This window comes from Salinibacter sp. 10B (genome assembly GCF_002954405.1).
In the GTDB taxonomy this organism is placed as follows: domain Bacteria; phylum Bacteroidota; class Rhodothermia; order Rhodothermales; family Salinibacteraceae; genus Salinibacter.
The window spans coordinates 954,154-976,615 of the sequence record NZ_MQWC01000004.1; the positions used below are offsets into that span (position 1 = coordinate 954,154).

Here is a 22,462-nt window from a genome sequence, read left to right on the forward strand (position 1 = left end):
ATGAAGCGTGAACAGATAGATCAACGAGCCGCGATGAGTCGCACATCCACGTCTTGAAAGTCAGAGGGCACAAAGATGGCAATGCCTCCTTCCGTTTGAATTGAATCCCAGAAGGGCCCCCGCTTTTCGAGCCGAAAGTAGGTCGCCTGATTGTCAACCGGCATATTGGCCGGAAGACGCCGGGTCGCTTCCACGCTTAAAGCCTGCGTGTAACTTTGCAGAACGTCATCAATGGTATCGGGCGACGCCACGCGGAGCATCCGGGGCATCGCTTCGGTCAACTCGCTCTCCGAATGCTGCTCACTCCGAGTCACTAAGAATAACTGTGCTTTCTCAATGACAGCCTGCTTCACTGAGCCGGTGTATACGTTCTCTCGTGCCTGCTGGAGATCGATGTGCTCGTAGTCAGCCGACGGCGTTGCCTCCCCAAGCATTTCTCGCAGAATCTCCTCGATCTTATTGAATGCCCTGCCTGGACTCGCATGGTCGTACGTTGGTATTCCCCGAGGCTCTACCGGCGCATCGTCGAGGTAGGTGCATAGCTTACCCGCAAGCGTTGCCAGCGTCTGAAATAGCCGACGAGGATGGGTCTGATTATGGAGGTGATAATGACGGATCTCGGGGATGTACGCATTCAGCGTCCCCAACAAATTCAACGAGAGGATGTCCGAGGGCGCCAGCTCTCGCTGTGCAAAGGCGTCCTCTTTGTACTCTCGGAGATCCGCACTCCGCGCTACGAGCAACTCCAGCATCTGCCGAGCAATCTCACTGAGTTGCTCGGAGGCAGCAATCGAGAGGCAGGGCGGAACGAATGTGCGGTTTAGCGCAAACCCACTTCCCGACCGCTCGACCTCAGCAATCGGCATCGTACTGTATCCCCGCTGCGATTCACTTTCGAATCGAACCTGGACGTTCGTGTGGGCGACCTCAACGGGCCGCGGGTTTTCCCCACTGTTTTCGTCCTCAATGCTTGAACTCTCGGCAATGTACCGGGGATCTCGAACCCCATTGTTGCCCCGCAACTGTACGTTTCGCCCCCCCGTTCGATGCGCAGGAACGGCAACCAGTACCCGCATTCGCTCTTCCGTACTTGGAAAATGCTCCTGCACACTTCGCGACTGCGGGACGGGACTAGTGCCCGGAACGTCCAAGACCAATCCGTCCGGCATGATGCCTGAAAACTCCTGGAGCGAGAATTCTCCGTTGGCCAGCCGCTCCCGATCAATCTGACAATGAGACATGCCCCACCCGTCGGGCGCAATCTCCTGGAGACGAGTATTGAGCACCTCCTGGTGGTGCCGGTCCCACTGCTGGAAATGATGTGGATCGAGGGTCATTCCCTCGAACCAAACGACTCGTTTTCGATCCTGCGCCATAGGTGCAGTCTCGCTGCTACTTATTCCAAATACGAAGAATGACTGGGCACGCTGCTACGGACTCTTCGGAAGGCCCATGCCACGCAACGTGCTCAGTCCAGCATGCCTCCCCCGGCCCCTACTTTCCCTCCGAGATCAGACTCAGCGCCTTACCGAAGAACCCAATTTCTTCCACGTTGACCGCCACGCGCCGCTCTTCCACTGTCACTGAGACGCGGTCCCCCATTCCCTCCAGCGGATGAATCGATCGCCAATCCTCCCGATCGGGATTGCGGAGATTAGCAGCTACCCCGATGTACTGCGCCTTCTTGACGAGCTCAAACTCTATCGTCGTGGAGTCGGAGGGATAAAGTGTCACTTTCCGGGGCGAGCCCAGAAGTTCTCCCCCAAGGGCTTTCCTGTCATCTCGCCAGAAGGCCGAGACGGGCACCCTCTTGAAGTTGGTGTTTCCTTTGAGCTGATAGACCTTCACGACCGCCGCGTTGCCTCCATTATTCATGGCGGACGCCCCGGTCATAGCAACGGTTAGACGCTCCGAACACCCGACGCAAACGCACGCCGCTGCAAGTAGAACAATGAGGAAATATCTCATCACGAAACGAGCTGAGAAACTGAAACGCAGATCTGAACCGCTGCTGAACGAGGGGAATCAAGATTCAGCATTGAGTCGCCCTGCGCCATCATTCGGCGTGTGGGGGGACGTCATGTGTGCCAAATATGCCCTCGCGAACGCAGGACGGAATACCTGTTGCTCTGCCACCGACCAGTCGTCCTGCAATAGATCATGGCAGGCCTCGCGTACCCGCTCAAGAACTCTGGCACTGGACAGCATGGGCAGACGATCAAGAATCGGATGTCCGTCGCCCCCCGGCTGCTCATGCACGTCCGGATCGATTTGCTGAAGCACCTCCTTCATCCCGGTCATGATACTTGTCTTGTACCCTCGAATAACGGCCACGTGATGACGAGCGACCGCGTCGGCTGCCTCCTCCACATAGCACAAATGCCTGGTTCGCTCGCGCACCGACATCGTCGCATCCGTCAGACGTTGTCTGATTTTCAGGCCACTTCCTTCGTATAGAAATCTCGTCCTCGGGGGATGCGTGAGGGGATGACCGATGAACTCATACCGAAAGCGGGCCGGGAGCTCCAACATCGTCGCCAGCGCCTCTGTGAGTACCCTAAACACATCAGACCGTACTCGTACGTCGTTTCCGGCCTGAGTATGATGCCCGATGGACGGAGCATGCTCTTCTTCCGACCGAGGACGCGTTGTCTCGGACGATGCGTTGCCATTAGGCGGCGTCCTCTTTTCCTGTAGTCCCTCCAGCGTTTTCTGTACCCCCGGATGTGCGAGAATCCTTTCGGGGACTGAACTCAAGGCCTCCTTGAGAGCGTCATCGCGCACGAGAGCCGACGTCCGTACGTACGCTTCCGATACGGACGTAAGGGCCTTGAGAAGCTCGTCTACGGATTCATCGAATGGGTTCTCATTTTTTCGCTCTTTGCTATTTCCCTTTCTCTGACGATCCGGAAACTGGACTTCAATGCAAAAAGGACCAATACGGAGTACATCTCCTTCCCGCAATGGACAGGGCTGCTCGTCTACAATGCGTTCGCCATTCAAGAACGTAATTTCATCCCATCCGCTCACGAGTAGCCGGTACCCTCCCCACGCCCGATCCACAATGGCATGCGTGGACCGTACCCAAGGTGCTGGCAGCATGAGATGACGTTTCCGTCCACGGCCAATGCTAATTCGATCCTTCCGAAATACATATTCCTGCGAAGGGACGTGCTCTCCTTCCTCCATAGACACAGAGAGCCGCAAAGCCATACCCGTCTTCGGTTTTGAGCGCAGTGTTGCAACGAACCCAAACCTTATACTATGCTGTAGAACATAACACTCAAATATAATGCATAAATAAAGGTTATCAAGAGGGTCACAGAAATAAATGCTTTCTTAAAGCGCCGAAGCAGCCCTTCACGAATCGATTTGGCCTAGCGCCCCCTGCCCCCAGATCTCCCGCCTCGCGCTTTGGTCAGGCTGAAGCGCCCCTCGCCCTTTAGAACTGCAACAGTTCCCTCGGAAGCTGTCTTCATGTCACACGACGTGAGCTTCGCGGGGCCGCAACGACGGTGAACCGGGTCCTTACCGCGGGTGGCAGACGTACACGCTCTGACCTGCGGTTTCTCTGCGAAGATATCGGCATCGGCTGTGCAGAAGAGCGCACATGAAAACAGGTTATCCCCGATCTCACCTAATGACGCTCAATGCTGCGGACTACTACGGGTGATTGCACACCGATCAGCGGTTGTAGTGGGGCGTGCACACTGCGATCGGCATCCAAGCCACAGGCCCGCCAAATACAAAGCACCTGTCTCCGTCGCGCACTCGGATCGAAGACCTGAGCCCCGTCAATTTCCAAACGAGAGGGCTCGAATCGACGTCCATCCGACAACCCTACCCTCCGTCGACAATTGTCCCCTTGTGAGAAGGAAGAATGATGTGAATTGGGTGGCGACTTTCGGACGGCCTCCGTAATGTATCCGTGGCAATACTCGGTATGGAAGTTGTGCTTTACTCTGTACCCAGTTCCGACGATGCTTGCCTCGACGGTAGTTGGGCTCATTTCCAGATCCTACGGTTACGTTGAGGCGCAAGATTGACTTCCTGAAGAGCCCCGTCGTACGTGAAAAAGACCCGTGCCCAGAGCGGCCTTTCCCTGTACAGAGCCCGATCTTCTCTCATCGTCGGGCGCATACGGTAGAAATGATGTTTGCGTGCTCTCACGCTTTTCCGTTGACGATTCCCCTTGAGGTTATGAGCACTTCCGCCTCCAACACAACGTCTGAAGACCCAACGCTCTATGACCCCTCCGAGGAGAAGACGGAGGCCATTGAAGACGAAGCCGCTGAAGAAGAGTTGCAACTGACACTTCCGGAAGACCTTGCCCATCAGTTGATGGAGGTGTCACTGCACCTGGGACTCTCCCCCTCAATGGTGGCCTCCCGTGCCATCGACATGATCTGCGAGGAAATTGGGCTGATCGAAGAGGACGACCTGTCATCCGACACCCTGATTCAGAAGTACCAGACCCGTCTCGACCTGCTCCACACCCTCGACTTCGACGTTGAGTCCGACAATGCGGACGACGAGGACGAGGTCGAAGGATGGGAGGCAGTCGATCGGATCATTGAAACTGGAGAACAGGCCCGGTAGCCCTCCGCACGGACCCCGACGCGTTGCTCTCGTAGGCCTCAATTTAGACCAGAGCCGATATGAGGGTCCGGCAAAAGGCCGGGATATCCTGTACCACGCGTCCCCACACCAGATTTTCGTCCTGGAAGGCAGGCTCATCCACCCACGTCGCCCCGGCGTTGACTAGGTCGTCCTTGATGCCCTGGCTGCCTGTAGCCCGACGCCCCTCAACAATTCCAGCCGAGATGCCCACCAGTCCTGCGTGACAGATCTGAGCCACAATCTTCCCCTGCGCATCCATGGTGCGCACGAGAGAGATCACCCCTTCGTCCCGACGGAGCTTGTCTGGCGCCCAACCGCCGGGCACTACGACAGCGTCCAGAGTTTCGGCGTCCAGGGTTTCGGCCGCAACATCTGTTGTCGCGCTGAGGCCGTGCTTGCCCGTGAATGCGGTCTCGGCCTCGCGTCCCGCGATGACGAGATCGGCCCCTTCCTCCCGCAATCGCATCACGGGAACCCAGAATTCTAAATCTTCGAAGGACCTGTCGAGGAGAACAGCAATGCGATGGTCGGACAGACGCATAGGCGAAATTAGTGTGAACACGAATATCGGGTAGCACGGACGGCAAAGGAATGCCCCCTTTATGGTACACGTATAATACACGAACGTTAGAAGACCCCAAAGGAAAAGACCGATTCCACAGATCGCTGAGGTCCATCATGAAGTACACGCCCCGTCCGCCCCCCTTCTCCAATTGTCAGACCAGCTATCCATCAAAACGGTTCTTGAGACCGAGACCCACGTCTGGGCCCGTCGCTCGTCCGAGAGGGAGAACATGCAGGAATTCAGGACGACGAGCAACGTTTTTGGGTCGGAAACGGCGAATAAGTGAAGAAGGGACAGGAATGTAGACACGGGAGGAACTGTGGGTTCCCGGGGGCGTGCGACGCTAGCAACAATCACACACTGTACTCCCACTCTGTCAGGCTACGTTGTCTAGACGGGACCTGTCTCACGTGAACCGACGACGACCGAGCGGGAGCTTCTACACGACAACAAAGGTACACCAGTATGCAACAGGGAACGATTAAGTGGTTCGATAGCGAGAAGGGATATGGCTTTATCGAGCCCGACGACGGAGGCGAAGACGTTTTCCTCCACGCAAACAACATTACCGGCGGCACAATGGGCGAGGATCTGCGAGACGGACAGGACGTGGCCTTCGAGACCGAGCGCACCCCGAAGGGCCTCAGCGCCATCAATGCCTCGCCTGTTGGATAACCGACCGTCTTCCGGTTACCAGCATTGAGGTGAAAAGCCCATCCCTCGCCGGGATGGGCTTTTCTATTTTGCCCTCATTCGGAGTCGGGTTGGGGCCGAAGCCGCTTCAGTTCGAAGTCCCGGAAGGCCCACAACCGGAGTCATTTCCCGGCTTCACTGACAGACAGCGACGACAATTGGTCGCGAACCGAGGCGTCAGCACTGTCCCATTGAGACGACAGGCGGGCCCGTGCCTGCTGCGCCACCTCGGACCGACCGGCCCGAGCTGCGGCTTGTGCCGTTCCTTTCAGGGCGAGCGCGCGATCGGGATAGCGCTCCAACGTCGCCTGGAATTGGGACAGCGCCTCCGCCGGACGATCGAGGGATAGAAGCGCCTCCCCATACATTTCATGCGCCGGTTTGATGGGGAAGGGCGGACCAAAGTCTAGCGGCTTCTTCGCCTCAAGGGCCGCTGCTTTCTTCAGGTGCGTGAGGCCCTTTTCGGAGTTGCCAGATTGTAGGGCGATGATTCCCTCCAGCGCACGGATCTGGATCCGAAGGTCATCGTCATCCGATTGACCTGCGGCGTCTCGGGCCTCCTCCAGAGCCGCCGTCGCAGCATCGAGATTGTCCTGCTTCGCAGCGGCAAGGCCCCGTCCCACGTGCACGGTGACCGCCCCGCGAGTATCGAGCGAGTCGACGTTCAGTTTCATGTCGTCGAGTAGGGCCCCGAACCGGTCCCACTGCTGTGTTTCTACGACATAGGCGACCGGCAGATACCATTGCATATAGGCAGCATAACCGGTGTTCACCTTTGCATTCAGGGCGTGGGCCTTCGTCGTGTTAAAGACGGTCCGGGCCTCCTCGTAGCGGCCTTGTTGGAGGCGCGCGTAGTGCAGCCAGTGCAAGGCATGAAACCCTCCGCCGCTGAGCCCATCATTCGCCTCATTTGCTTTCGCCTGTGCAGCCTCGTAGGAATCAACATTCGACGCGGCCCCCTTGTCCCACATGCCAAGCGAGAAGAAGATGTGCGAGGGCATGTGGAGAGCGTGTGGTGCTGCGGGGGCGATGTCATCATACACTCGGGCCGGGCGCAGACCGAGCGGCGCGTGCACCGGATCGTCGTAGGCGTGGATCAGGTAATGGGCAGCACCGGGATGCTGCGGATTCTCGTCGAACACCTCTTCGACGATGGCGGCGGCGCGCATGTAGGTGGAAAAGTCGCGGCCCTCGTGCGCCGTGCCAAGAATCGAGAGGGCATGGAAGGCTTGAGCGTCGAGGTCCTCCGGGTATTGATCGGCAAGGGTGCGCAGCGCCTGTTCATAGGCGTCATCTCGTGCTTCCTTGGACATCGGGTCGTCCGTGCCAGCTCCATACAAAACGTGGAGGGTCCGCAGGTAGGCGGCCTCACGCTCGGTCGACGCCTTTTGCACGCGTGCCTCTGGAGACGAAGCGTATTCCCGGAGGGCCCGAAGGGCGGCGTCGCGATCCTGCTCCATCCAAATCGGATGGTTGTGGGTCATTGCTTCGCCCCAATGGGCCATCGCAAAGTCCGGATCGATCTCTTGCGCCTTCTGGAACGCTGCCCGAGCCTCGGAATATTCGAAGCTGTGCAACAGGAGAAGGCCCCGAAGGAACGGCTCCTGTGCCTCGGACGCACCAGAGTTCGCAAATTCGGTTTGGCCGTAGTTGGCCTCCTGGGCGAGCGCCGGAACAGCAAGAAAGCAGAGCGCAAGGATGAAAATACACCCACGAGCGGAACGCATGGCGGCAGAGCGATTGTCGAGAGAGCAGCGTACCGGAACCCAACATCCAACCTGAAAAAAGGTTCGATGAGAGAAGGAAGAGCAAACGACGGAAACGGCGAGTTGCATCTCCCCTGTGAATTGGTCAGACACATTTACTTCAGATGGATGAGTCCGCTGCACAGATCACGCCCGAGCACCCAAAGTGGACGAATTGGCGGTGGCAGATGCAGAACCGCATCCACAGTGTTGAGGCACTGAACGAATGGATTGAACCGACGGCCGAGGAGCGGGAAGCCATTGAAAAGACGAGCGAGGTCTTTCGGTGGAATATCACACCGTACTACGCTCAGCTGATGGATGAAGCGGATCCAGCCTGCCCCATTCGGCGCCAGGTGGTGCCTACGATGGACGAGTTGGCAACTGACATCGTTGAGGAGCTGGATCCACTGGACGAAACGGGGCACTCCCCGGTCAAGAATCTGATCCACAACTATGAGGATCGGGTGGCGTTCTGCGTCACGGCCGAGTGTGCCGTCTACTGCCGCTACTGCCTGCGCAAGCGGATGGTCGGCGATGCCAACTTCTTCATGCGTACCGACGAACACCGGGCGGCCCTCAACTACATTGCCGAGCACGATGAAATTCGCGACGTGCTCCTCACCGGCGGCGATCCACTCACCTTCAACGAGGCAAATCTGGAGTGGCTGCTGAGCCGGCTACGAGCCATCGACCACGTCGAACTCATCCGCTTCGGTTCGCGCATGCCGGTGAAGCTGCCCTACCGCATCACCGACGATTTGTGCAATCTCTTGGAGCAGTACCATCCCATCTGGGTGAACACCCACTTTAACCACCCAAAAGAACTAACGGAAGAAGCCGCCGGGGCAATTCATCGACTGAAACAGGCGGGCGTGCCGGTAGGCAACCAGACGGTTCTTTTGCGCGGGATCAATGATGACCCGGAAACCATGAAGGCCCTGAACGAAGGGCTCGTTCGGATGCGCGTACGCCCCTACTACCTGTACCAGGCACAAATCATCGGGGGAACCCGGCACCTGCGCGTCCCCATTGAGGTCGGAATGCACATCATGCGGCGCCTGCGGGGCCGCACTTCCGGTTTTGCTATTCCCACCTACGTCCTCGACACGCCCCACGGCAAAGTGCCCCTCAACCGCAGCTACGTAAAGGGACGCGCGGACGACCATGTGCTCATGGAAACGTACGATGGCACGTTGTGGGCCGAACCCAATCCCGTGGCGCGTGCAGACGAGCTTCCGCTTCAGCTGCCTTCCGTGTCGCTACCAGACGACGTGGACACGATTCCCCTCCGAGAACCGGCCGTCCACGCCCAACCCGGAGCGCCCTCCCATCCCGAAAAACCCGAACACAGGGCATGAACGGGATATGTGCGCTCGTTTCACGGGACTATTGCGGAAAAAGCCACGGATCTGTTGACATTAATCACAGGTCGGGATACCTTCAAGTTTGATTCCTATCCTCGACCGACTGGGGTGCTCCGACCCTTGCACGTCGCATGCTTCGCGTTCTTCTCGTCCTTGTCGCCGTACTGGCTGCGGTCCTCGCATTCGTCTTTGATCAGCCCTGGCTTTACGCCGCCGCTGCAGTACCCCTCCTCGGGGCACTGGGGCTGTTGGGACGGTACTTCTGGATCGCATCTCAGCACTCGTCCTCGCAGGCCGAATCTATGGATCCCCCGGACGATTCACTCGAAGACCTTGGCATCATGGACGTGCGTCCGCAGGACCGAGAAGGAGGCGCCAACGGCACCTCGGGGCCGTCGCACGAGGACGGCGCCGAGAATCCCTCCCCCGCCTCTTCCACGGACGCCGATGATTCCGCCCCGGAGAACTCACAAGCCCCACAAGAAGAACGCCTCGATCAGCGCCGGGCCGAACGGAGAGGCACGCCCCCCGAGTCCCCGTCGGAAAACAATGAGAGCGTCCAGTCCGACGATCGACCGGTGCTCGGCCCGCTTCTAGAGTCGCTTCGGGCCGCCGTGGGGGCGCAGACGGTCTGCCTGCTCGTCCAGGAAGAAGTCGTTCTCGACTATCAGATCGCAGCCCTCGCAAGCCTGCAATCCAATGTACAGAAGGACGGCTCTTTCGAAACACAGTCCCCACTTCTGTCGGCCTCAATGTCGCGACGGCCGGTAACGATCCGAACCCTGGATGAGGGGGATCGTGACAATCTCCGTTACTACGAAACGGCTCCGGACATCACACAGGTTGCCATTGCTCCCTTGTCGCGTCCGGACACCTCGGCGTCCGTCTTTCTGCTGGCCGACGCCACGGCCGAGACGGAGCTCGATACCTCTGAGGTCCATTCCCTGCTTAAACGTTATGCAGAAACGGTGGGAAGCGTATTGGACGCTAAAGAAGCCGAAGAGACTTCTGCGTCGTCTCAAGAGGTAGAGGCAGCAGAAATGGAGCCGGAGCCGACGCCGCAAGGACAAGCTGAGGAGGGCGCGATTGATCCGGCAAACGGAACGGAACCACCGGAGCGGGACGGAACGCCTCGGCCACGCCGTGAAATCATCGCCGAAGAGATGGAAGCCGCAGACGTGGCGTCCGATCCCCTGGCGTTGGTCCTCGTCCTCCTGAACCGGTACGAGTCGATCGCCCGCGAAGGCGAAGCGGCCGTGGAGCGCGCCGAACATCACTTTCGCACCCGGCTGGAAAATCTTGCCCCTGGCCAACGGGTCGAACGCTTTGGGGAGCTTACATACGGCATCTTTCTGCGACGCGAGATGGAGGCCGTCGAGGTCTGGGCCCTGGACCTGCAGGACGCCATGGCTCGGGAGACAGGGGAGCTCGAAGGAGGCGTGAGTATCGGGGTGGCCGTGCGGGATGCTCGCCATACCCCCGAGGAGTTGCGAGGGGATGCAACGGAAGCCCTTCTCGAGGCCTACGAGACGGGAGAGTGCGCGATCAAAGCGTAGCTGCTCGTGGCCAGAACAGGGGAGGCGGATGCATCGGTCCCGGCCGGAATCCTCCTGACGAAGTGCACGTTTAGATGCCACGTTCACTTTCACAACCCACTATCCCCGCCATGACGAACACGACCGACGGGTCGCCCCGCATCACGGACGTTTCATGGGGTCGTCTTGAGACTGCTGATCCGTCTGCGACGTTCAAAGACGCCAAGCTGTATCCCGGCGGCGGACGGGCGTGGGACTGGAACGAAACCGGCACCTCTCACACGCCCGGCATCCAACCCGCCGACGTCGAGGAGCTTCTGGAGCATGGGGCGCAGGCTGTTGTTCTGTCACAAGGAATGAATGAGCGCCTGCAGGTTCAGCCCGAAACCCTTCAGATGCTCGAAGAAGTGGGCGTAGAGACATACGTGCTTCAAACCGAGGACGCCGTGGAGCGCTACAATGAACTCCGGGAATCGGGCGTGCCAGTGGGCGGCCTCTTCCATTCGACGTGCTAGGTCGTACCAACAACCAGACGATGCAAGGAGCCCCCTTCGCCCGGCCCCCGCGCATCGGTCCAGGTCTTTTTCCCTTCCCCTTCTTTCACCCGAATCCGCTGCGCTCCATCGCCCCCCATCCCTCCTTGGATCGAAGGTAGGACCAGAGTCCTTTCATCCGCCACCACGAATTCAACTGTCGGTACCCAAAGGTCTCAACCAGCGGCAGTAGTAGGAGCTGCAGGAAATCACCCGTGCGCTCATACCGGCGAAATGATACTTCCTCGATAGCAACTGCACTGAGGGATAGTGCAAAGCCGAGCACAAATGCCACCAGGAAAAAGGCAATGGCAAACGGCCCGGAGATCGCCCCCTTCAGCAGTGCCACGACGAAGAGGATGTACCCAAGAAGCTCAAGGACCGGCCCAAAGGTCTCCAGAAAATAAAAGAAGGGGTACGCGAGCATCCCCACACGACCGTAGCGCGGATTGAGCAACATGCGCTGATGGCGAACCATCGTTTCTGCAAGACCTCGCTGCCACCGATCGCGCTGACTGCCCAAGATACGAAGAGTGGAGGGCACTTCGGTCCAAGCTACAGGGTCAGGGACAAAGCGCACCCGATAGTCCTCGTCGTCTTCTCGGAGCCGACGATGCATCCGCACGACGAGCTCCATGTCTTCGCCGACTGTATCGGTGCGATACCCTCCGACCCCCACCACGGTCTCTCGCCGAAAGAGACCGAAGGCACCAGAGATGATGAGCATTCCCCCGAGCGCATCCCACCCTACGCGTCCGAAGAAAAACGCGCGGAGATATTCAAGCACCTGCAACCGCGGAAGCCACTCCTTCGGCATCGACACCTCCCGCACGCGACCAGCCTGCACAGTGCACCCGTTCGCCACCCGTACGATGCCTCCCACAGCCACCGTCGTCTGATCCTCAAGAAACGGCCGCACCATCCGCACGAGTCCTTCTCCCTCTACCAGCGTATCCGCATCCATAGCACAGAAGAAGGGCGTATTGCAGTAGTTGATGCCAGCATTTAACGAGTCGGCCTTCCCTCCATTCTGCTTATCGACCACCCACAGATTGGGGTGGATCTGACTTCGGTATACGTCGCGCACTTCGGCGGTCGAAAGTTGGGACGTCGGGGGACGATCAGCGGATTGTAAGTCGAAGTTCTCTTTGAGCCGCGCGAGGGTTTGATCGGTCGACCCGTCATTCACCACAATGACCTCAAAGTTGGGATAATCGATGCTCAAAAAGGCCCGCGTCGATTCGATACAGGTCGCCTCTTCATTGTACGCTGGTGCAATAAGGGTGACGGGGGGGAGGGCTTCGGACGCCAGGGCTTCTTCCGGCTGAAAGGCCTCCAACACCCGCCGGTATCGCAGCATCGCCCCTATGGTCACTAAACAGAGGCACAGGTATCCTGAATTGAGCAGGATAAAATACCCGAGCATCAGATAGTTGGCCCACTGCAGCGTAGTGTCAATCATGCGACGGACGGCACGAGATCCAGGGCGAGTGAAGAGCGGGCATGGGTAGAGTTGCCCAATCGGCGGAGGGGCTCCGTACAATTGAGCTCAATCAGGCTTCGCGCGGCCGTAAGGGCAACCCACCGGTTGTCGTCGTCGCGCAGAAGACGAGCAAGAAGAGAAGCATCCTCCTCCCTCCCAAGTTGGCCCAGGGCTCGCGCGGCATGAATGCGAACGAATGATACGTCCGACGTGCAGTACGAGCGCACAACCCTGGCCTGCTCGGGTCGTCCTAGCCGGCGGAGGAGCCGGAGGAGGCTCGCCACTAGCTCAGGATTCTCCCCTGTTTCCCCCTCCAAGACTCGTACCGCCACCGGCACGGCCTCCACATCCCCGAGCCACCGGAGCGTTTCGGCACAAAGCATGCGCACAAATGCCGTCCGTTCCGATTCCGCGAGAGCTGTTCGGAACACGGGCGCCGCCTCTTCCCCGAGTTCGACAAGAGCGGAGGTGATCTGCCGCCGATCCATGTGGACAAGACGGTCCAGATGCTCTAACAACAAGGAGGCGTCTTCCGGATCGCCGAGCGTCGCCAGCCGTCGCAAGGCCCTTCCCGCAACATCGTCCGACGGATCGTCGAGAACATCACGCAGAGCGTCGGCAAAGCGGGCCCCTCCAAGCAGCCCAATCCGCTGGACCGCACGGGCCCGTAGTGTGGGCCGTCGGGACTGAAGCTCTCGCCGGACCGGGGCCAGCAGAGGAGTGGACACTGCCCGAATTCGTTCCAGCGCCTGCCCCTTCACCGTCGTTGCGTAGGGCATCAGAAAGGTCAAGAAGCGCTCTCGCTGTCTCTGCCGCACCGCCTGCGCCAGCACCTCAGGCGGCTGACGACCCGCCATCACATCAAATAGCATCGGCTTCCACTGCGCCTCCTCGCGGCGCTTCCTTCGCTTCTGATATGCCGTCGCAAGGCGAAGCACCACTGCCCCTCCCGCGAAAAGGACAGAGAGTATCGTCAGGACGGCAGCACTCGCCATCACTAGCGCCAGTGTACCAGAGGTGTTCTGCAAAAGTCCGTCCAGAACAGGCGGAAGCTCCACGGGAAAATCGGAGACCATGACGTGTCCTCTCTGCAATAGGACCTAAGCAACGGATGACAACTGCTCCCGAAACGTCAAAAACCGCAGGATGCGGGCTGCTGCCACCCGCGGCGCAAACGGGCGCGTGAGATAATCGGCAGCTCCCAGCTCGAAGGCACGCACCACCTCTTCATCGTTCCCTGGCCGTCCGATCAGAATAACGGGAGGATCCAGAGGCGGCCGGCGCCGCAACAGTTCGAGGCCGGTTCGTCCCGGCAACCGAGCCTCCGCTACCAGCACGTCATGGTCCGCCACCTGTCGCTGCGCTGCCTCTCCCTCTGCCACCCGCACGGCAGTGACGTCGTGGCGTTCTAGCCGATCGGCCAGCAGCTCGGCAGTGGGGACGTGTTCAATGGCAAGGAGCACGTTCTGCATCTCTGCCTCCATCAATACATTGGGGATGAGGCGTTCCTCCTGAGTCTCGGTCATTCAATCGCCGGCGTCCAATGGACCTGCCAGGGCGTCTCCTTCAGAAGGGCCTCAAGCGCCCCGGCCGGGAGCGGCTTCGAAAAGAGATAGCCCTGTCCCAATGGACATCCGAATTCTCGAAGGGCCTTCAGCTGCTCAGTTGTTTCTATGCCCTCAGCAGTAACAGTAAGGTCGAGCGTGCGTCCCATCTTCACGACGCACCGGACCAGCTCTCGGCCGTTCTCGCCTCGCTCCAGTTCATCCATGAGGGCCTTGTCCACCTTTAAGCCATCAATGGGAAATTCGAGGAGGGAGTGCAGAGATGAAAACCCCGTGCCAAAGTCGTCAATCTCCATTCGAATGCCCAGATCACGGAGGGCCTCCACCTCCTCCCAGTTTTCGGCCCCATTCCCTTCAATCGCCCGCTCGGTTACCTCCATCGTAAATTGCTCCGGCGCAATGTCATAGTGCGTAAGCACGTCGTCAACGAAGGTGCGAGTTTCGGGGCGAAAAAACTCGTAGCGGGAAAAATTTCCGCTCAGGCTCACCGTCCAGTCCCCATCGTGTGCTGCCTGCAAGCGGTTGAGCACCTGACAGGCCCCTTCGATGACCTGGTGCCCAATGGGCACAATGAGGCCGGTTTCTTCGGCGACCCCGAGAAAGTTTCCCGGTGTAACGATTTCTCCCGTGTTGCGCCGCCACCGTGCCAGGACTTCAAACCCGTGAAGCGTGCCTTCCTCCAGATTTACAATGGGATGGAAGAAGGGCTCGAATTCGCTCTGTTCGACTCCGCGGTGGAGGTCCGCATCAAGTCGAAATCGAGCCCCCAACTCCTCCGTCATTGCCTGCTCGTGTCGCATGATGGAGCGGGTCGCCACGTTCTTGGCCCGGTACATCGCCACGTCGGCGTCTCGAATGAAGGACGCGGCCGAGCTGTAGGGCCCGGCCCCGAACACAATTCCGATGCTCGCCTCCACAAAAACGTCCCGCCCCTCTACCTCCACCGGGGCTCGTAGAGCCTCTACGAGACGCTCCGCCACTTGTGTGGCGGACTCCGGGGCCTGCACCGACGGTAGCAGAATCGCAAACTCATCACCGCCGAGCCGCGCCACCCGGTCTTCTTCTCGAACGGCTCCTCGCAATCGATCGGCTACTTCTTTCAGGAGCTTGTCTCCAGCGGCATGCCCGAGCGTATCGTTGACCTGCTTGAACCGGTCGAGGTCCAGGTACAGAAGGGCACCGGTCTCGCCGTCGGCCGAATCGAGAAGGTCCTGCACGGCCGTTTCCAGGGCGGCCCGCCCGAGCAGTCCTGTCAGTGTATCGTGTGTGGCCTGAAATTCGAGTTCGCTTTGCTGTTCTCGCTCCTCAGTGATGTCCCGCTGGACGGACACTAGATGCGTAAGACGTCCCTCCGCATCGCGCACGGGCGCCACTCCCCACTCCACAAGGTACGGCGTACCATCTTTTCGATAGTACACCGATTCCGCCCGAACGGACTCTCCTTCCTTCAGGGCATCGCGCACCCGTTCCAGGGTTTCGTAATCCGTATCCGCTCCGTAAAGGAGTCGAGGCGTGCTTTCCCGAAGCTCGTCGGGCGAATACCCGGTCATCCCCGCAAATGCCTGGTTGACCCATCGAATTTCCGGTCCCGGTGCTTCAAGCGGCTCTGCCTCGGTGATGACGACCGCCTCGTCGACTTGCTCCAACGCGGAGCTTAAATACCGGGCCTCGTAGTTGCGCCGACGCGCTTTCAACAGGTCAGCAGCGACGTTCGCGAGCGCGACCAGCACTGCCCGCTCCGATGCTCCGAAGGAACGGGGGGCATCATCTGCGAGGCAGAGCGTGCCCACGTGCAAGGAGTCCTCGATCGTAAGCGGAGCCCCCGCGTAAAACTGGAGGGCCTCTTCTTCCGCAGCGTCTTCTCCCTCCCCTGCACGACGCGCAAGATCGGCAAACTGACGCTCAGCACGAGCATCTTCTATTACCAGAACCTCTCCATCCGCTACGACGTGCGCGCAGAAGGCTTCTTCCCGATCGGTCTCGGTGATCGCCCACCCACAGGCCGCCTTAAACCACTGCCGCTCCTCTGCCAGCAGGCTAATCCCGGCAAACTCTACATCAAACACTGCCTTGGCAATATCGGCAAGGCGCGTGAACGCGTCTTCCGGGGCCGTATCCAGAACCTGGAGTTGGTGAAGCGCGTCCAGCCGCTCGTCTTCGTTGTCGGGAAGAGGATACGTCATTCGAACTGTGGTGCTGCGTAGGCGTGTGGGTAACGGACTGTTCTGTACGGGCCTCTGATGATTCCGTTGTCTCTGCTATCTTCGTTGCTATGTCCTTCTTCGATACTCGTCGTCTCCTGGCAATCATACTGCTGCTTGGCTGCAGCGTCCGTCCCAGCCTCTCGCAGACTCAGCCGGCCCCCTCGGTTTCCGGGACGGCGCCGTCCCCACACGCCATCTACGAAGATTCAGCCTTCACCCGCGCCGTTCAAAGAGGCACCCGCACTCGAAGCGGCCGGCCCGGCCCTCACTACTGGCAGCAGTACGCACATTATACCATCGAGGCCACTCTTCGCCCCGACGCGAATCGCCTCACCGGGCACGCCCAGATCACCTACCTGAATCGCTCGCCCGATACCCTCCGTCGGATCGCCGTCCACCTACGACAAAACCTGTTCCGTCCCGAGGTTGCGCCGGAGGCTTCAGTCCCTTCCACAGAGGGCATGTCCCTTCACCACGTAGCCGCGGACGGACATCCTCTTTCTCGCTCCGAATCATCGGCGGATTCTACCTATCGAGTGGACGGGACGGTCGCCTGGCTTCACCTGCCCGGCCCGCTCCTTCCTTCTGATAGCGTGTCCCTCTCCTTCGAGTGGCATCACACGCCCCCGCCCGTGCCCGCCGACGGTCGTCAGGGTCGTGAGGGCACTGTTTTCTTTCTCGGATACTGGTACCCGCAGGTCGCCGTGTACGATGACGTGGACGGCTGGGTCGCACGCCCCTACACGGGTCAAGCTGAATTCTATATGGGACAGGCGGACTACGACGTGCGGCTGACGGTCCCGCCTCACTGGCTGGTGGGCGCCACGGGCACGTTGCAAAATCCAGAGGCCGTCCTCTCGGCCCGATCACGTCGGCGTCTGGCTCGAGCCCGCCACACAGGAAACGTCGTGCCCATTCTGGAAGCGGGGGAGCAAGGCACTGGTGCCGCTACACGACCCGCCGGGCCCGATTCAATGGTGACCTGGCACTTCTCAGCCCATAGCGTGCGGGACTTCGCCTGGGGCACCAGCGACCAGTACCTGTGGCACGCCACTCGTGCCCTCGTGCCTCCCCCCAACAGCCGCTCCTGGAAAACGCCTCGTACTCCAACAGAGCGCCCTCCCTCTACCGCTCCGGACACCGTACTCGTTCACAGCTTCTTTCGCGCCACCAACGCGGCGCGGGCCTGGCCAAAGGGGGCCCGCCATACTCGGAACGCCGTCGAGGTACTTTCGGCCTACCTGCAGCAGCCCTACCCGTACCCCTCCATGACGGCCATGGAAGGCGTGCTCCAGAGCGGTGGGATGGAGTATCCGCGAATCACCATCATGCAACCGTGGGCCGACAGCCTGAAGCTTGCTGGCGACCTGATGCATGAGGTGGGCCATATGTGGATCCCGATGGAAGTAGGGACCAACGAAAAGCGTCACGTGTGGATGGACGAGGGGATGACGCAGTTCAATACGGCCCAGGGCATGCGTCGCCTTTACGGCCCCGGGCCCCGTCCTAGGGGACGAGCCAACGACTCCGAAACCGGCCAGCGGACCACCTATCTTCGCATCGCTCGGCGCGGGTACGAGGTGCCCCTCATGCGTCCCGGCGACGCGATCCCGAGGGCTCTCTATTTTGACCTTCCGTACGATAAGGCCGCGCAGGTCTTTACCGCTCTTCGCGGTGTGGTCGGGAAAGAATCTTTTCTCCGTGCATACCGCGCTTTTTATGATCGGTGGTGGGGAAAACATCCGCAGCCATACGACCTCTTCAATACCTTTGCCGACGTGACGGGTCGCGATCTGTCCTGGTTCTGGCATACGTGGCTTTACACCACGGCTACGCTTGATCAGGCCATTTCTTCTGTAGAAACGCAAGGAGATTCGACCCGCATCACTGTTGCCAACCGAGACCGGGCTCCCATGCCGGTCCCCCTTGCTATAACTCGATCGGACGGTTCGACGGAACGCCATACTATTCCGGTTAACGTCTGGCTGGAGGGGGCCAATCAGCACACGATCACTGTTCCGGCTGCCCCTACAATCGAGCGTGTGGTTATCGATCCCGAGGAGCATTTTCCGGACCTGAACCGCACCAATCAACAGTGGCAGCGCTAAGAGACTGTTGTGATTGTGCCGGATTGAAAATCGGAGAGGTGTTTCGCCGAGCTGAGGGGACCGTTAATATCCTAACACAGACGGATCTCGACGATCTGCGGTCGTTACGCTCAGCTTGAAATGCGATCGCGTGAAACCAAAACAGTCTCTAAGAATGGACGGGAGCTGCACTGCACACGCAACCGCAGTTGGTCCCCTTCGTTCGTGGCAAGTGTCGGTCTGCGATTTACATCGGTCTTGATCTGTCTCTCCCACCTATGGTGCTTTCGGCCTCCGCTTCTCGTATCCGTGCCTCGATCCCCCTCCTCTCGGTCCTCTTCGGACTCTCTCTCCTCCTTTTCGGAGGATGCCAACCCAAGACTGACACTACACCGTCCACATCCTCCTCCACAGACACGCCTGCCCGCACTTCGAACTCTGATTCCACGCGCTTCGTCCCCCCGGACGACGTGACCGTTCCGGACGGAATGGTCTACGTACCTGCCGGCACCACGCGCATCGGTATTTCCACCGAGACCTGGAACGCATTGAAGGCCCAGAAGCCCCCCGGTCCCCGCCACCTTTTTGGACGAAACGCCCATCCGGCCTTCCGTACACACGTCGACTCATTCGTTCTCGATGAGCATCCGGTGACAGTTGCGCAATTCCGCAACTTCGTGGAGGCCACTGACTACACGACACAGGCAGAAAAATTCGGAGATGGTGCGGTTCTTCGTGGAGGACGTTGGCGGTTGGTCAAAGGCGCGACCTGGCATCATCCTCGGGGTCCCAAACAGCCGGCAGCCCCGGACTCTCATCCCGTAACACAGGTCTCCTGGAACGACGCACAGGCCTATTGCGAGTGGGCCGGAAAACGACTCCCAACAGAGGTAGAGTGGGAGCACGCCGCCCGGATGGGCCAAGAACCCCGCGCCCTCTGTCTCTGGGAAGGCTCTTGCAACAAGCGCTCGGCCCGCCTTGCACATGCCAACACATGGCAGGGCCGCTTCCCTATTCAAAACACTGCTGCTGACGGCTACCGATACACCTCGCCCGTCGGAGCCTTCGGGGAAACGCCCCTCGGCCTGCAAGACATGAGTGGAAACGTGTGGGAATGGACGGCAAGTTGGATGCGTCCCTACGAGAAGCGTGGCACTAGCTTCACCCCCTCTAAACGCAGTGAGCGGGTACAGCGTGGAGGCTCTTTTATCTGCAACGAATGCGGGGGGTACTACCTTTTTTCGCGCTCCTCCTCAACCCCGAAAACGACCCTCTTTCACGTGGGCTTCCGGTGCGCTAAAACCCCCTCTTGAGACCTATTCTCCGCTCCCTTCTTGACTGACCAATCCCCCAAACCAAAAAAAGAAACGGGTTTCACCTCTTCAGGCGCCCCTCATGGCCAATAAACTGAAATTGCAGTTACTAACCGTTCGTCTACCCCGTCTCTATTTGCGATTCCGGTCACTTCAACCCATCATAAGGGCGGCATGATTTTCATGTTGACTACACGGATCGCGACGCAACGTCCACCGTCCTACTTTCCCGCTGACCTTGCAGAATCGTGGCTGAATCGATGGAAAAATCAGATTCCGAAGCAGGTATTTCCGCAGTAGCGGACGATAACATCGGCAAAATCCTTTTTCTCTCCCTCGTCGCCGCGCTGGGAGGCTTTCTTTTTGGTTTCGACAGTGGCGTTATCAACGGCACCGTTGACGCCCTCCAGTCGGAATTCAACTCTGGGGATGTTGGAACCGGTTTCAACGTTGCCTCCATGCTCCTGGGGTGTGCTGTAGGGGCCTTTTTCGCGGGAAACCTCGCCGACAAGTTCGGGCGCCGTCCGGCCATGATCCTCACCGCCATTGCCTTCATCGTAAGCGCCTGGGGATCCGGCATTTCGAGCGGTTCGGTGGAATTCGTCTCCTTTCGCATCGTCGGCGGCCTCGCCGTCGGCGCTGCTAGCATCCTCGCCCCGGCCTACATCAGCGAGATTGCCCCAGCCAGCATCCGCGGAAGCCTGGGCACCTTGCAGCAGCTCATGATCGTGATCGGCCTCTTCATGGCCTTCGTAAGCAATTACTTCATTGCCGGAGCGGCCGGAAGTGCCCACGAGGTGTTCTGGTTCGGCTTCGACGCGTGGCAGTGGATGTACTGGATTGAAATCGTGCCGGCGGCCCTCTTCCTCGGGTCGCTGCTCGTTATTCCGGAATCGCCTCGCTACCTGGTCGCAGCCGAAAAAGAAGAGGAGGCCCGAAATGTCATCAACAGCCTCTCCACCGCGGGCAACGCCGACGAGAAGATCGCCGACATCCGCTCCACTCTGGAGGGCGGTCGGCCAAGCATGTCCGACATCCTCCACAAGCATACGGGGAAGATTCACCCTCTCGTCTGGGTGGGGCTCGGCCTGGCCGCTCTCCAGCAGTTTACCGGCATTAATGTCGTGTTCTACTATGGCGCCACGCTATGGCAGGCCGCTGGCTTCACGGAGTCCACGTCTCTCTTCAGTAATGTCGTTACGGGTGCCGTGAACATCGGCTTTACGTTCGTTGCGATTGCCCTCATCGACCGTCTGGGGCGAAAGCCACTGCTGCTCGTGGGGGCCCTGGGACAAGCCGTTATGCTCGGGATTATGGCCTACGTCTTCGGCACGGCCGGCGTCGCGGAGTCGGGCAGCCTCCAGCTCGGACCCACGACCGGTACGATCGCTCTCGTCGCTGCCAACGCATACGTCGCCTTCTTCGCATTTTCCTGGGGGCCGGTAATGTGGGTCATGCTCGGAGAAATGTTTCCCAATCGCTTCCGGGGCGCGGCCCTGTCGCTTGCCGGTCTGGTGCAATGGCTCTCAAACTTCACCATCACGATGACCTTCCCAATCCTCTTGGATTCGATTGGGCTCGGGCTCTCGTATGCGATCTACTCCGCCTTCGGAATCGTGGCGTACGTTTTCGTCTACACGTTCGTGCAGGAAACCAAGGGACGAACCCTGGAAGACATGTCGCGGGAAGCAGAAGAAGCCCCCGCCTGATCCCTTACTGCGGCTCCTGTTCCGGCTGGCCGTCCTCTCCCGGTACCCATCGGTGCTGTTCGAGGTCGACGTGTCCCTCGTCCGTAAACGTGACGTTCTCGCTGCGGAGTCGCTCTTCCATCACGTCTGGGGTCTCGAAGTGGCGACGGCCCGTGAGGGCTCCGTAGCGATTCACGACACGGTGGCACGGCAGATCGGTGCCAGCTGCCTCATTCAGTGCCCACCCGACCGTCCGTGCCGCCCCGCGTCGCCCCAAATGCTCGGCGATGTCACCATAGGTCGTCACCCGTCCGGGCGGAATCTGCGCGACGACATCCCACACGCGTTCGAAAAAGGACCCCTCAGAATCTGTCGCGTCCTCGTCTGCAGGCATCGGAAAAAGGATCTGATATCATCGTCCACTCGTGCCGTACACTTCGCCCTAGGACTCCTCCTCCGGCGACCAGGTGTCTTCCCGCACGCCGGCCTGCTTGTTCGCCCAGCGCGCCAGCACGAAAAGGAGGTCGGAAAGACGATTGAGGTATACCTTCGTATCCTCATTGATTGGAGTGGAGGCACTGGCCTGTACTACGAGACGCTCAGCCCTCCGACAGACGGTGCGGGCGGAGTGTAGCGACGCCCCGGTCGGGCATCCGCCCGGCAAAACGAATTTCTTCAGCGGCTTAAGATCCGCGTCGAACGCGTCGATCCGTTCTTCTACCCGCTTGACGTGGTCAGACGTGATGCGGGGCACGACCGGCTTCGCATCGACGGGCGTGGCTAGATCGGCCCCAACGACGAAGAGTTCCTCTTGCACGTCCCCGAGCACAGGATCCAGGCGCTTGGCCCCCGGTCCATCCTGCAGATGTGACCGCGCCAGTCCGACGACGGAATTCGCTTCGTCCACGGTGCCATACGCATCGATCCGTGGGTTGCCTTTCCCCACGCGCTCGCCGCCAAAGAGAGAGGTATTACCGTCGTCGCCAGTGCGGGTATAGATGCGATCGGGCATAACGAGACTCGAATGAGCGGAGCTGTTTGAGGTGAACCGTGGAGGGCTAACA

The 22,462-nt window shown here is 59.6% G+C and carries 19 protein-coding genes; 8 read left to right on the plus strand and 11 right to left on the minus strand.

Going from position 1 to position 22,462, the window contains the following annotated elements; translation table 11 throughout:
• Window positions 1-20: 20 nt before the first annotated feature.
• The 3 genes from tssK to BSZ35_RS04210 all read right to left on the minus strand — a co-directional run bounded on the left by tssK (window position 21) and on the right by BSZ35_RS04210 (window position 3,213).
• The gene (gene tssK, locus BSZ35_RS04200; RefSeq protein ID WP_105011272.1) at window positions 21-1,376 is read right to left on the minus strand and encodes a type VI secretion system baseplate subunit TssK; all 1,356 of its coding nucleotides are present in this window, start codon (window positions 1,374-1,376) and stop codon (window positions 21-23) included.
• A gap of 118 nt (window positions 1,377-1,494) precedes the next feature.
• The gene (gene tssJ, locus BSZ35_RS04205; RefSeq protein ID WP_105011273.1) at window positions 1,495-1,968 is read right to left on the minus strand and encodes a type VI secretion system lipoprotein TssJ; all 474 of its coding nucleotides are present in this window, start codon (window positions 1,966-1,968) and stop codon (window positions 1,495-1,497) included.
• 57 nt (window positions 1,969-2,025) lie between these two features.
• Window positions 2,026-3,213 (minus strand): FHA domain-containing protein, encoded by a 1,188-nt coding sequence (locus tag BSZ35_RS04210; protein ID WP_105011274.1) that lies wholly within the window; start codon window positions 3,211-3,213, stop codon window positions 2,026-2,028.
• 987 nt (window positions 3,214-4,200) lie between these two features.
• Between BSZ35_RS04210 and BSZ35_RS04215 the strand changes: the two genes are divergently transcribed.
• The gene (locus tag BSZ35_RS04215; RefSeq protein WP_146109997.1) at window positions 4,201-4,599 is read left to right on the plus strand and encodes a hypothetical protein; all 399 of its coding nucleotides are present in this window, start codon (window positions 4,201-4,203) and stop codon (window positions 4,597-4,599) included.
• Between the two features lie 43 nt (window positions 4,600-4,642).
• Here BSZ35_RS04215 and BSZ35_RS04220 read toward each other — a convergent pair whose 3' ends face one another.
• Window positions 4,643-5,161 (minus strand): type 1 glutamine amidotransferase domain-containing protein, encoded by a 519-nt coding sequence (locus BSZ35_RS04220; RefSeq protein ID WP_105011276.1) that lies wholly within the window; start codon window positions 5,159-5,161, stop codon window positions 4,643-4,645.
• A 489-nt stretch (window positions 5,162-5,650) separates the two neighbouring features.
• Here BSZ35_RS04220 and BSZ35_RS04225 point away from each other — a divergent pair, with 489 nt between their 5' ends.
• Window positions 5,651-5,860, plus strand: coding sequence for a cold shock domain-containing protein (locus BSZ35_RS04225; RefSeq protein ID WP_105011277.1), 210 nt, complete (start codon window positions 5,651-5,653; stop codon window positions 5,858-5,860).
• A 140-nt stretch (window positions 5,861-6,000) separates the two neighbouring features.
• On the opposite strand, the gene BSZ35_RS04230 is transcribed toward BSZ35_RS04225, so the two are convergent.
• Entirely contained in the window at window positions 6,001-7,605 is a 1,605-nt protein-coding gene (locus BSZ35_RS04230) for a tetratricopeptide repeat protein (RefSeq protein ID WP_258096066.1), read from the minus strand.
• 143 nt (window positions 7,606-7,748) lie between these two features.
• Here BSZ35_RS04230 and BSZ35_RS04235 point away from each other — a divergent pair, with 143 nt between their 5' ends.
• From BSZ35_RS04235 to BSZ35_RS04245, 3 genes are all read left to right on the plus strand, one after another.
• Window positions 7,749-8,984, plus strand: coding sequence for a KamA family radical SAM protein (locus tag BSZ35_RS04235; protein WP_105011278.1), 1,236 nt, complete (start codon window positions 7,749-7,751; stop codon window positions 8,982-8,984).
• 137 nt (window positions 8,985-9,121) lie between these two features.
• A complete protein-coding gene (locus BSZ35_RS04240) occupies window positions 9,122-10,546 on the plus strand; it encodes a GGDEF domain-containing protein (RefSeq protein WP_105011279.1) in 1,425 nt (474 codons plus the stop codon).
• A gap of 110 nt (window positions 10,547-10,656) precedes the next feature.
• The gene (locus BSZ35_RS04245; protein ID WP_105011280.1) at window positions 10,657-11,040 is read left to right on the plus strand and encodes an Mth938-like domain-containing protein; all 384 of its coding nucleotides are present in this window, start codon (window positions 10,657-10,659) and stop codon (window positions 11,038-11,040) included.
• Window positions 11,041-11,125: 85 nt separating this feature from the next.
• Here BSZ35_RS04245 and BSZ35_RS04250 read toward each other — a convergent pair whose 3' ends face one another.
• Genes BSZ35_RS04250 through BSZ35_RS04265 form a run of 4 tightly spaced genes read right to left on the minus strand, consistent with a single transcriptional unit; the run spans window position 11,126 to window position 16,289 of the window.
• Entirely contained in the window at window positions 11,126-12,520 is a 1,395-nt protein-coding gene (locus BSZ35_RS04250) for a glycosyltransferase family 2 protein (RefSeq protein ID WP_258096067.1), read from the minus strand.
• Window positions 12,517-13,617, minus strand: coding sequence for a HEAT repeat domain-containing protein (locus tag BSZ35_RS04255; RefSeq protein ID WP_105011281.1), 1,101 nt, complete (start codon window positions 13,615-13,617; stop codon window positions 12,517-12,519). The genes BSZ35_RS04250 and BSZ35_RS04255 overlap by 4 nt, the downstream gene beginning before the upstream one ends.
• A gap of 24 nt (window positions 13,618-13,641) precedes the next feature.
• The gene (locus BSZ35_RS04260) at window positions 13,642-14,067 is read right to left on the minus strand and encodes a response regulator (RefSeq protein WP_105011282.1); all 426 of its coding nucleotides are present in this window, start codon (window positions 14,065-14,067) and stop codon (window positions 13,642-13,644) included.
• Window positions 14,064-16,289, minus strand: coding sequence for an EAL domain-containing protein (locus tag BSZ35_RS04265; protein ID WP_105011283.1), 2,226 nt, complete (start codon window positions 16,287-16,289; stop codon window positions 14,064-14,066). Before BSZ35_RS04265 ends, BSZ35_RS04260 begins: the two co-directional genes overlap by 4 nt.
• 89 nt (window positions 16,290-16,378) lie before the next feature.
• Here BSZ35_RS04265 and BSZ35_RS04270 point away from each other — a divergent pair, with 89 nt between their 5' ends.
• The 3 genes from BSZ35_RS04270 (at window position 16,379) to BSZ35_RS04280 (ending at window position 21,419) form a co-directional block, all read left to right on the plus strand.
• Complete coding sequence (locus BSZ35_RS04270) at window positions 16,379-18,418, plus strand: M1 family metallopeptidase (RefSeq protein WP_105011284.1); 2,040 nt, start codon at window positions 16,379-16,381, stop codon at window positions 18,416-18,418.
• Between the two features lie 467 nt (window positions 18,419-18,885).
• Window positions 18,886-19,710, plus strand: coding sequence for an SUMF1/EgtB/PvdO family nonheme iron enzyme (locus BSZ35_RS04275; protein WP_181149177.1), 825 nt, complete (start codon window positions 18,886-18,888; stop codon window positions 19,708-19,710).
• A 260-nt stretch (window positions 19,711-19,970) separates the two neighbouring features.
• Entirely contained in the window at window positions 19,971-21,419 is a 1,449-nt protein-coding gene (locus BSZ35_RS04280; RefSeq protein WP_105011286.1) for a sugar porter family MFS transporter, read from the plus strand.
• A gap of 4 nt (window positions 21,420-21,423) precedes the next feature.
• Here the strand turns inward: BSZ35_RS04280 and BSZ35_RS04285 are convergent, their stop codons facing one another.
• Window positions 21,424-21,792, minus strand: a complete 369-nt coding sequence (locus BSZ35_RS04285) for a methylated-DNA--[protein]-cysteine S-methyltransferase (RefSeq protein WP_105011287.1) — start codon at window positions 21,790-21,792, stop codon at window positions 21,424-21,426.
• 48 nt (window positions 21,793-21,840) lie between these two features.
• Window positions 21,841-22,410: a cob(I)yrinic acid a,c-diamide adenosyltransferase gene (locus BSZ35_RS04290; RefSeq protein WP_105011288.1), complete on the minus strand. Its 570-nt coding sequence runs from the start codon at window positions 22,408-22,410 to the stop codon at window positions 21,841-21,843.
• Between the last annotated feature and the right edge of the window lie 52 nt (window positions 22,411-22,462).

Coding starts and splice junctions, on each gene's coding strand:
- tssK (WP_105011272.1), bottom strand. CDS start 1,376: ATGGCGCAGGATCGAAAACGAGTCGTTTGGTTCGAGGGAATGACCCTC.
- tssJ (WP_105011273.1), bottom strand. CDS start 1,968: ATGAGATATTTCCTCATTGTTCTACTTGCAGCGGCGTGCGTTTGCGTC.
- BSZ35_RS04210 (WP_105011274.1), bottom strand. CDS start 3,213: ATGGCTTTGCGGCTCTCTGTGTCTATGGAGGAAGGAGAGCACGTCCCT.
- BSZ35_RS04215 (WP_146109997.1), top strand. CDS start 4,201: ATGAGCACTTCCGCCTCCAACACAACGTCTGAAGACCCAACGCTCTAT.
- BSZ35_RS04220 (WP_105011276.1), bottom strand. CDS start 5,161: ATGCGTCTGTCCGACCATCGCATTGCTGTTCTCCTCGACAGGTCCTTC.
- BSZ35_RS04225 (WP_105011277.1), top strand. CDS start 5,651: ATGCAACAGGGAACGATTAAGTGGTTCGATAGCGAGAAGGGATATGGC.
- BSZ35_RS04230 (WP_258096066.1), bottom strand. CDS start 7,605: ATGCGTTCCGCTCGTGGGTGTATTTTCATCCTTGCGCTCTGCTTTCTT.
- BSZ35_RS04235 (WP_105011278.1), top strand. CDS start 7,749: ATGGATGAGTCCGCTGCACAGATCACGCCCGAGCACCCAAAGTGGACG.
- BSZ35_RS04240 (WP_105011279.1), top strand. CDS start 9,122: ATGCTTCGCGTTCTTCTCGTCCTTGTCGCCGTACTGGCTGCGGTCCTC.
- BSZ35_RS04245 (WP_105011280.1), top strand. CDS start 10,657: ATGACGAACACGACCGACGGGTCGCCCCGCATCACGGACGTTTCATGG.
- BSZ35_RS04250 (WP_258096067.1), bottom strand. CDS start 12,520: ATGATTGACACTACGCTGCAGTGGGCCAACTATCTGATGCTCGGGTAT.
- BSZ35_RS04255 (WP_105011281.1), bottom strand. CDS start 13,617: ATGGTCTCCGATTTTCCCGTGGAGCTTCCGCCTGTTCTGGACGGACTT.
- BSZ35_RS04260 (WP_105011282.1), bottom strand. CDS start 14,067: ATGACCGAGACTCAGGAGGAACGCCTCATCCCCAATGTATTGATGGAG.
- BSZ35_RS04265 (WP_105011283.1), bottom strand. CDS start 16,289: ATGACGTATCCTCTTCCCGACAACGAAGACGAGCGGCTGGACGCGCTT.
- BSZ35_RS04270 (WP_105011284.1), top strand. CDS start 16,379: ATGTCCTTCTTCGATACTCGTCGTCTCCTGGCAATCATACTGCTGCTT.
- BSZ35_RS04275 (WP_181149177.1), top strand. CDS start 18,886: ATGGTCTACGTACCTGCCGGCACCACGCGCATCGGTATTTCCACCGAG.
- BSZ35_RS04280 (WP_105011286.1), top strand. CDS start 19,971: ATGGAAAAATCAGATTCCGAAGCAGGTATTTCCGCAGTAGCGGACGAT.
- BSZ35_RS04285 (WP_105011287.1), bottom strand. CDS start 21,792: ATGCCTGCAGACGAGGACGCGACAGATTCTGAGGGGTCCTTTTTCGAA.
- BSZ35_RS04290 (WP_105011288.1), bottom strand. CDS start 22,410: ATGCCCGATCGCATCTATACCCGCACTGGCGACGACGGTAATACCTCT.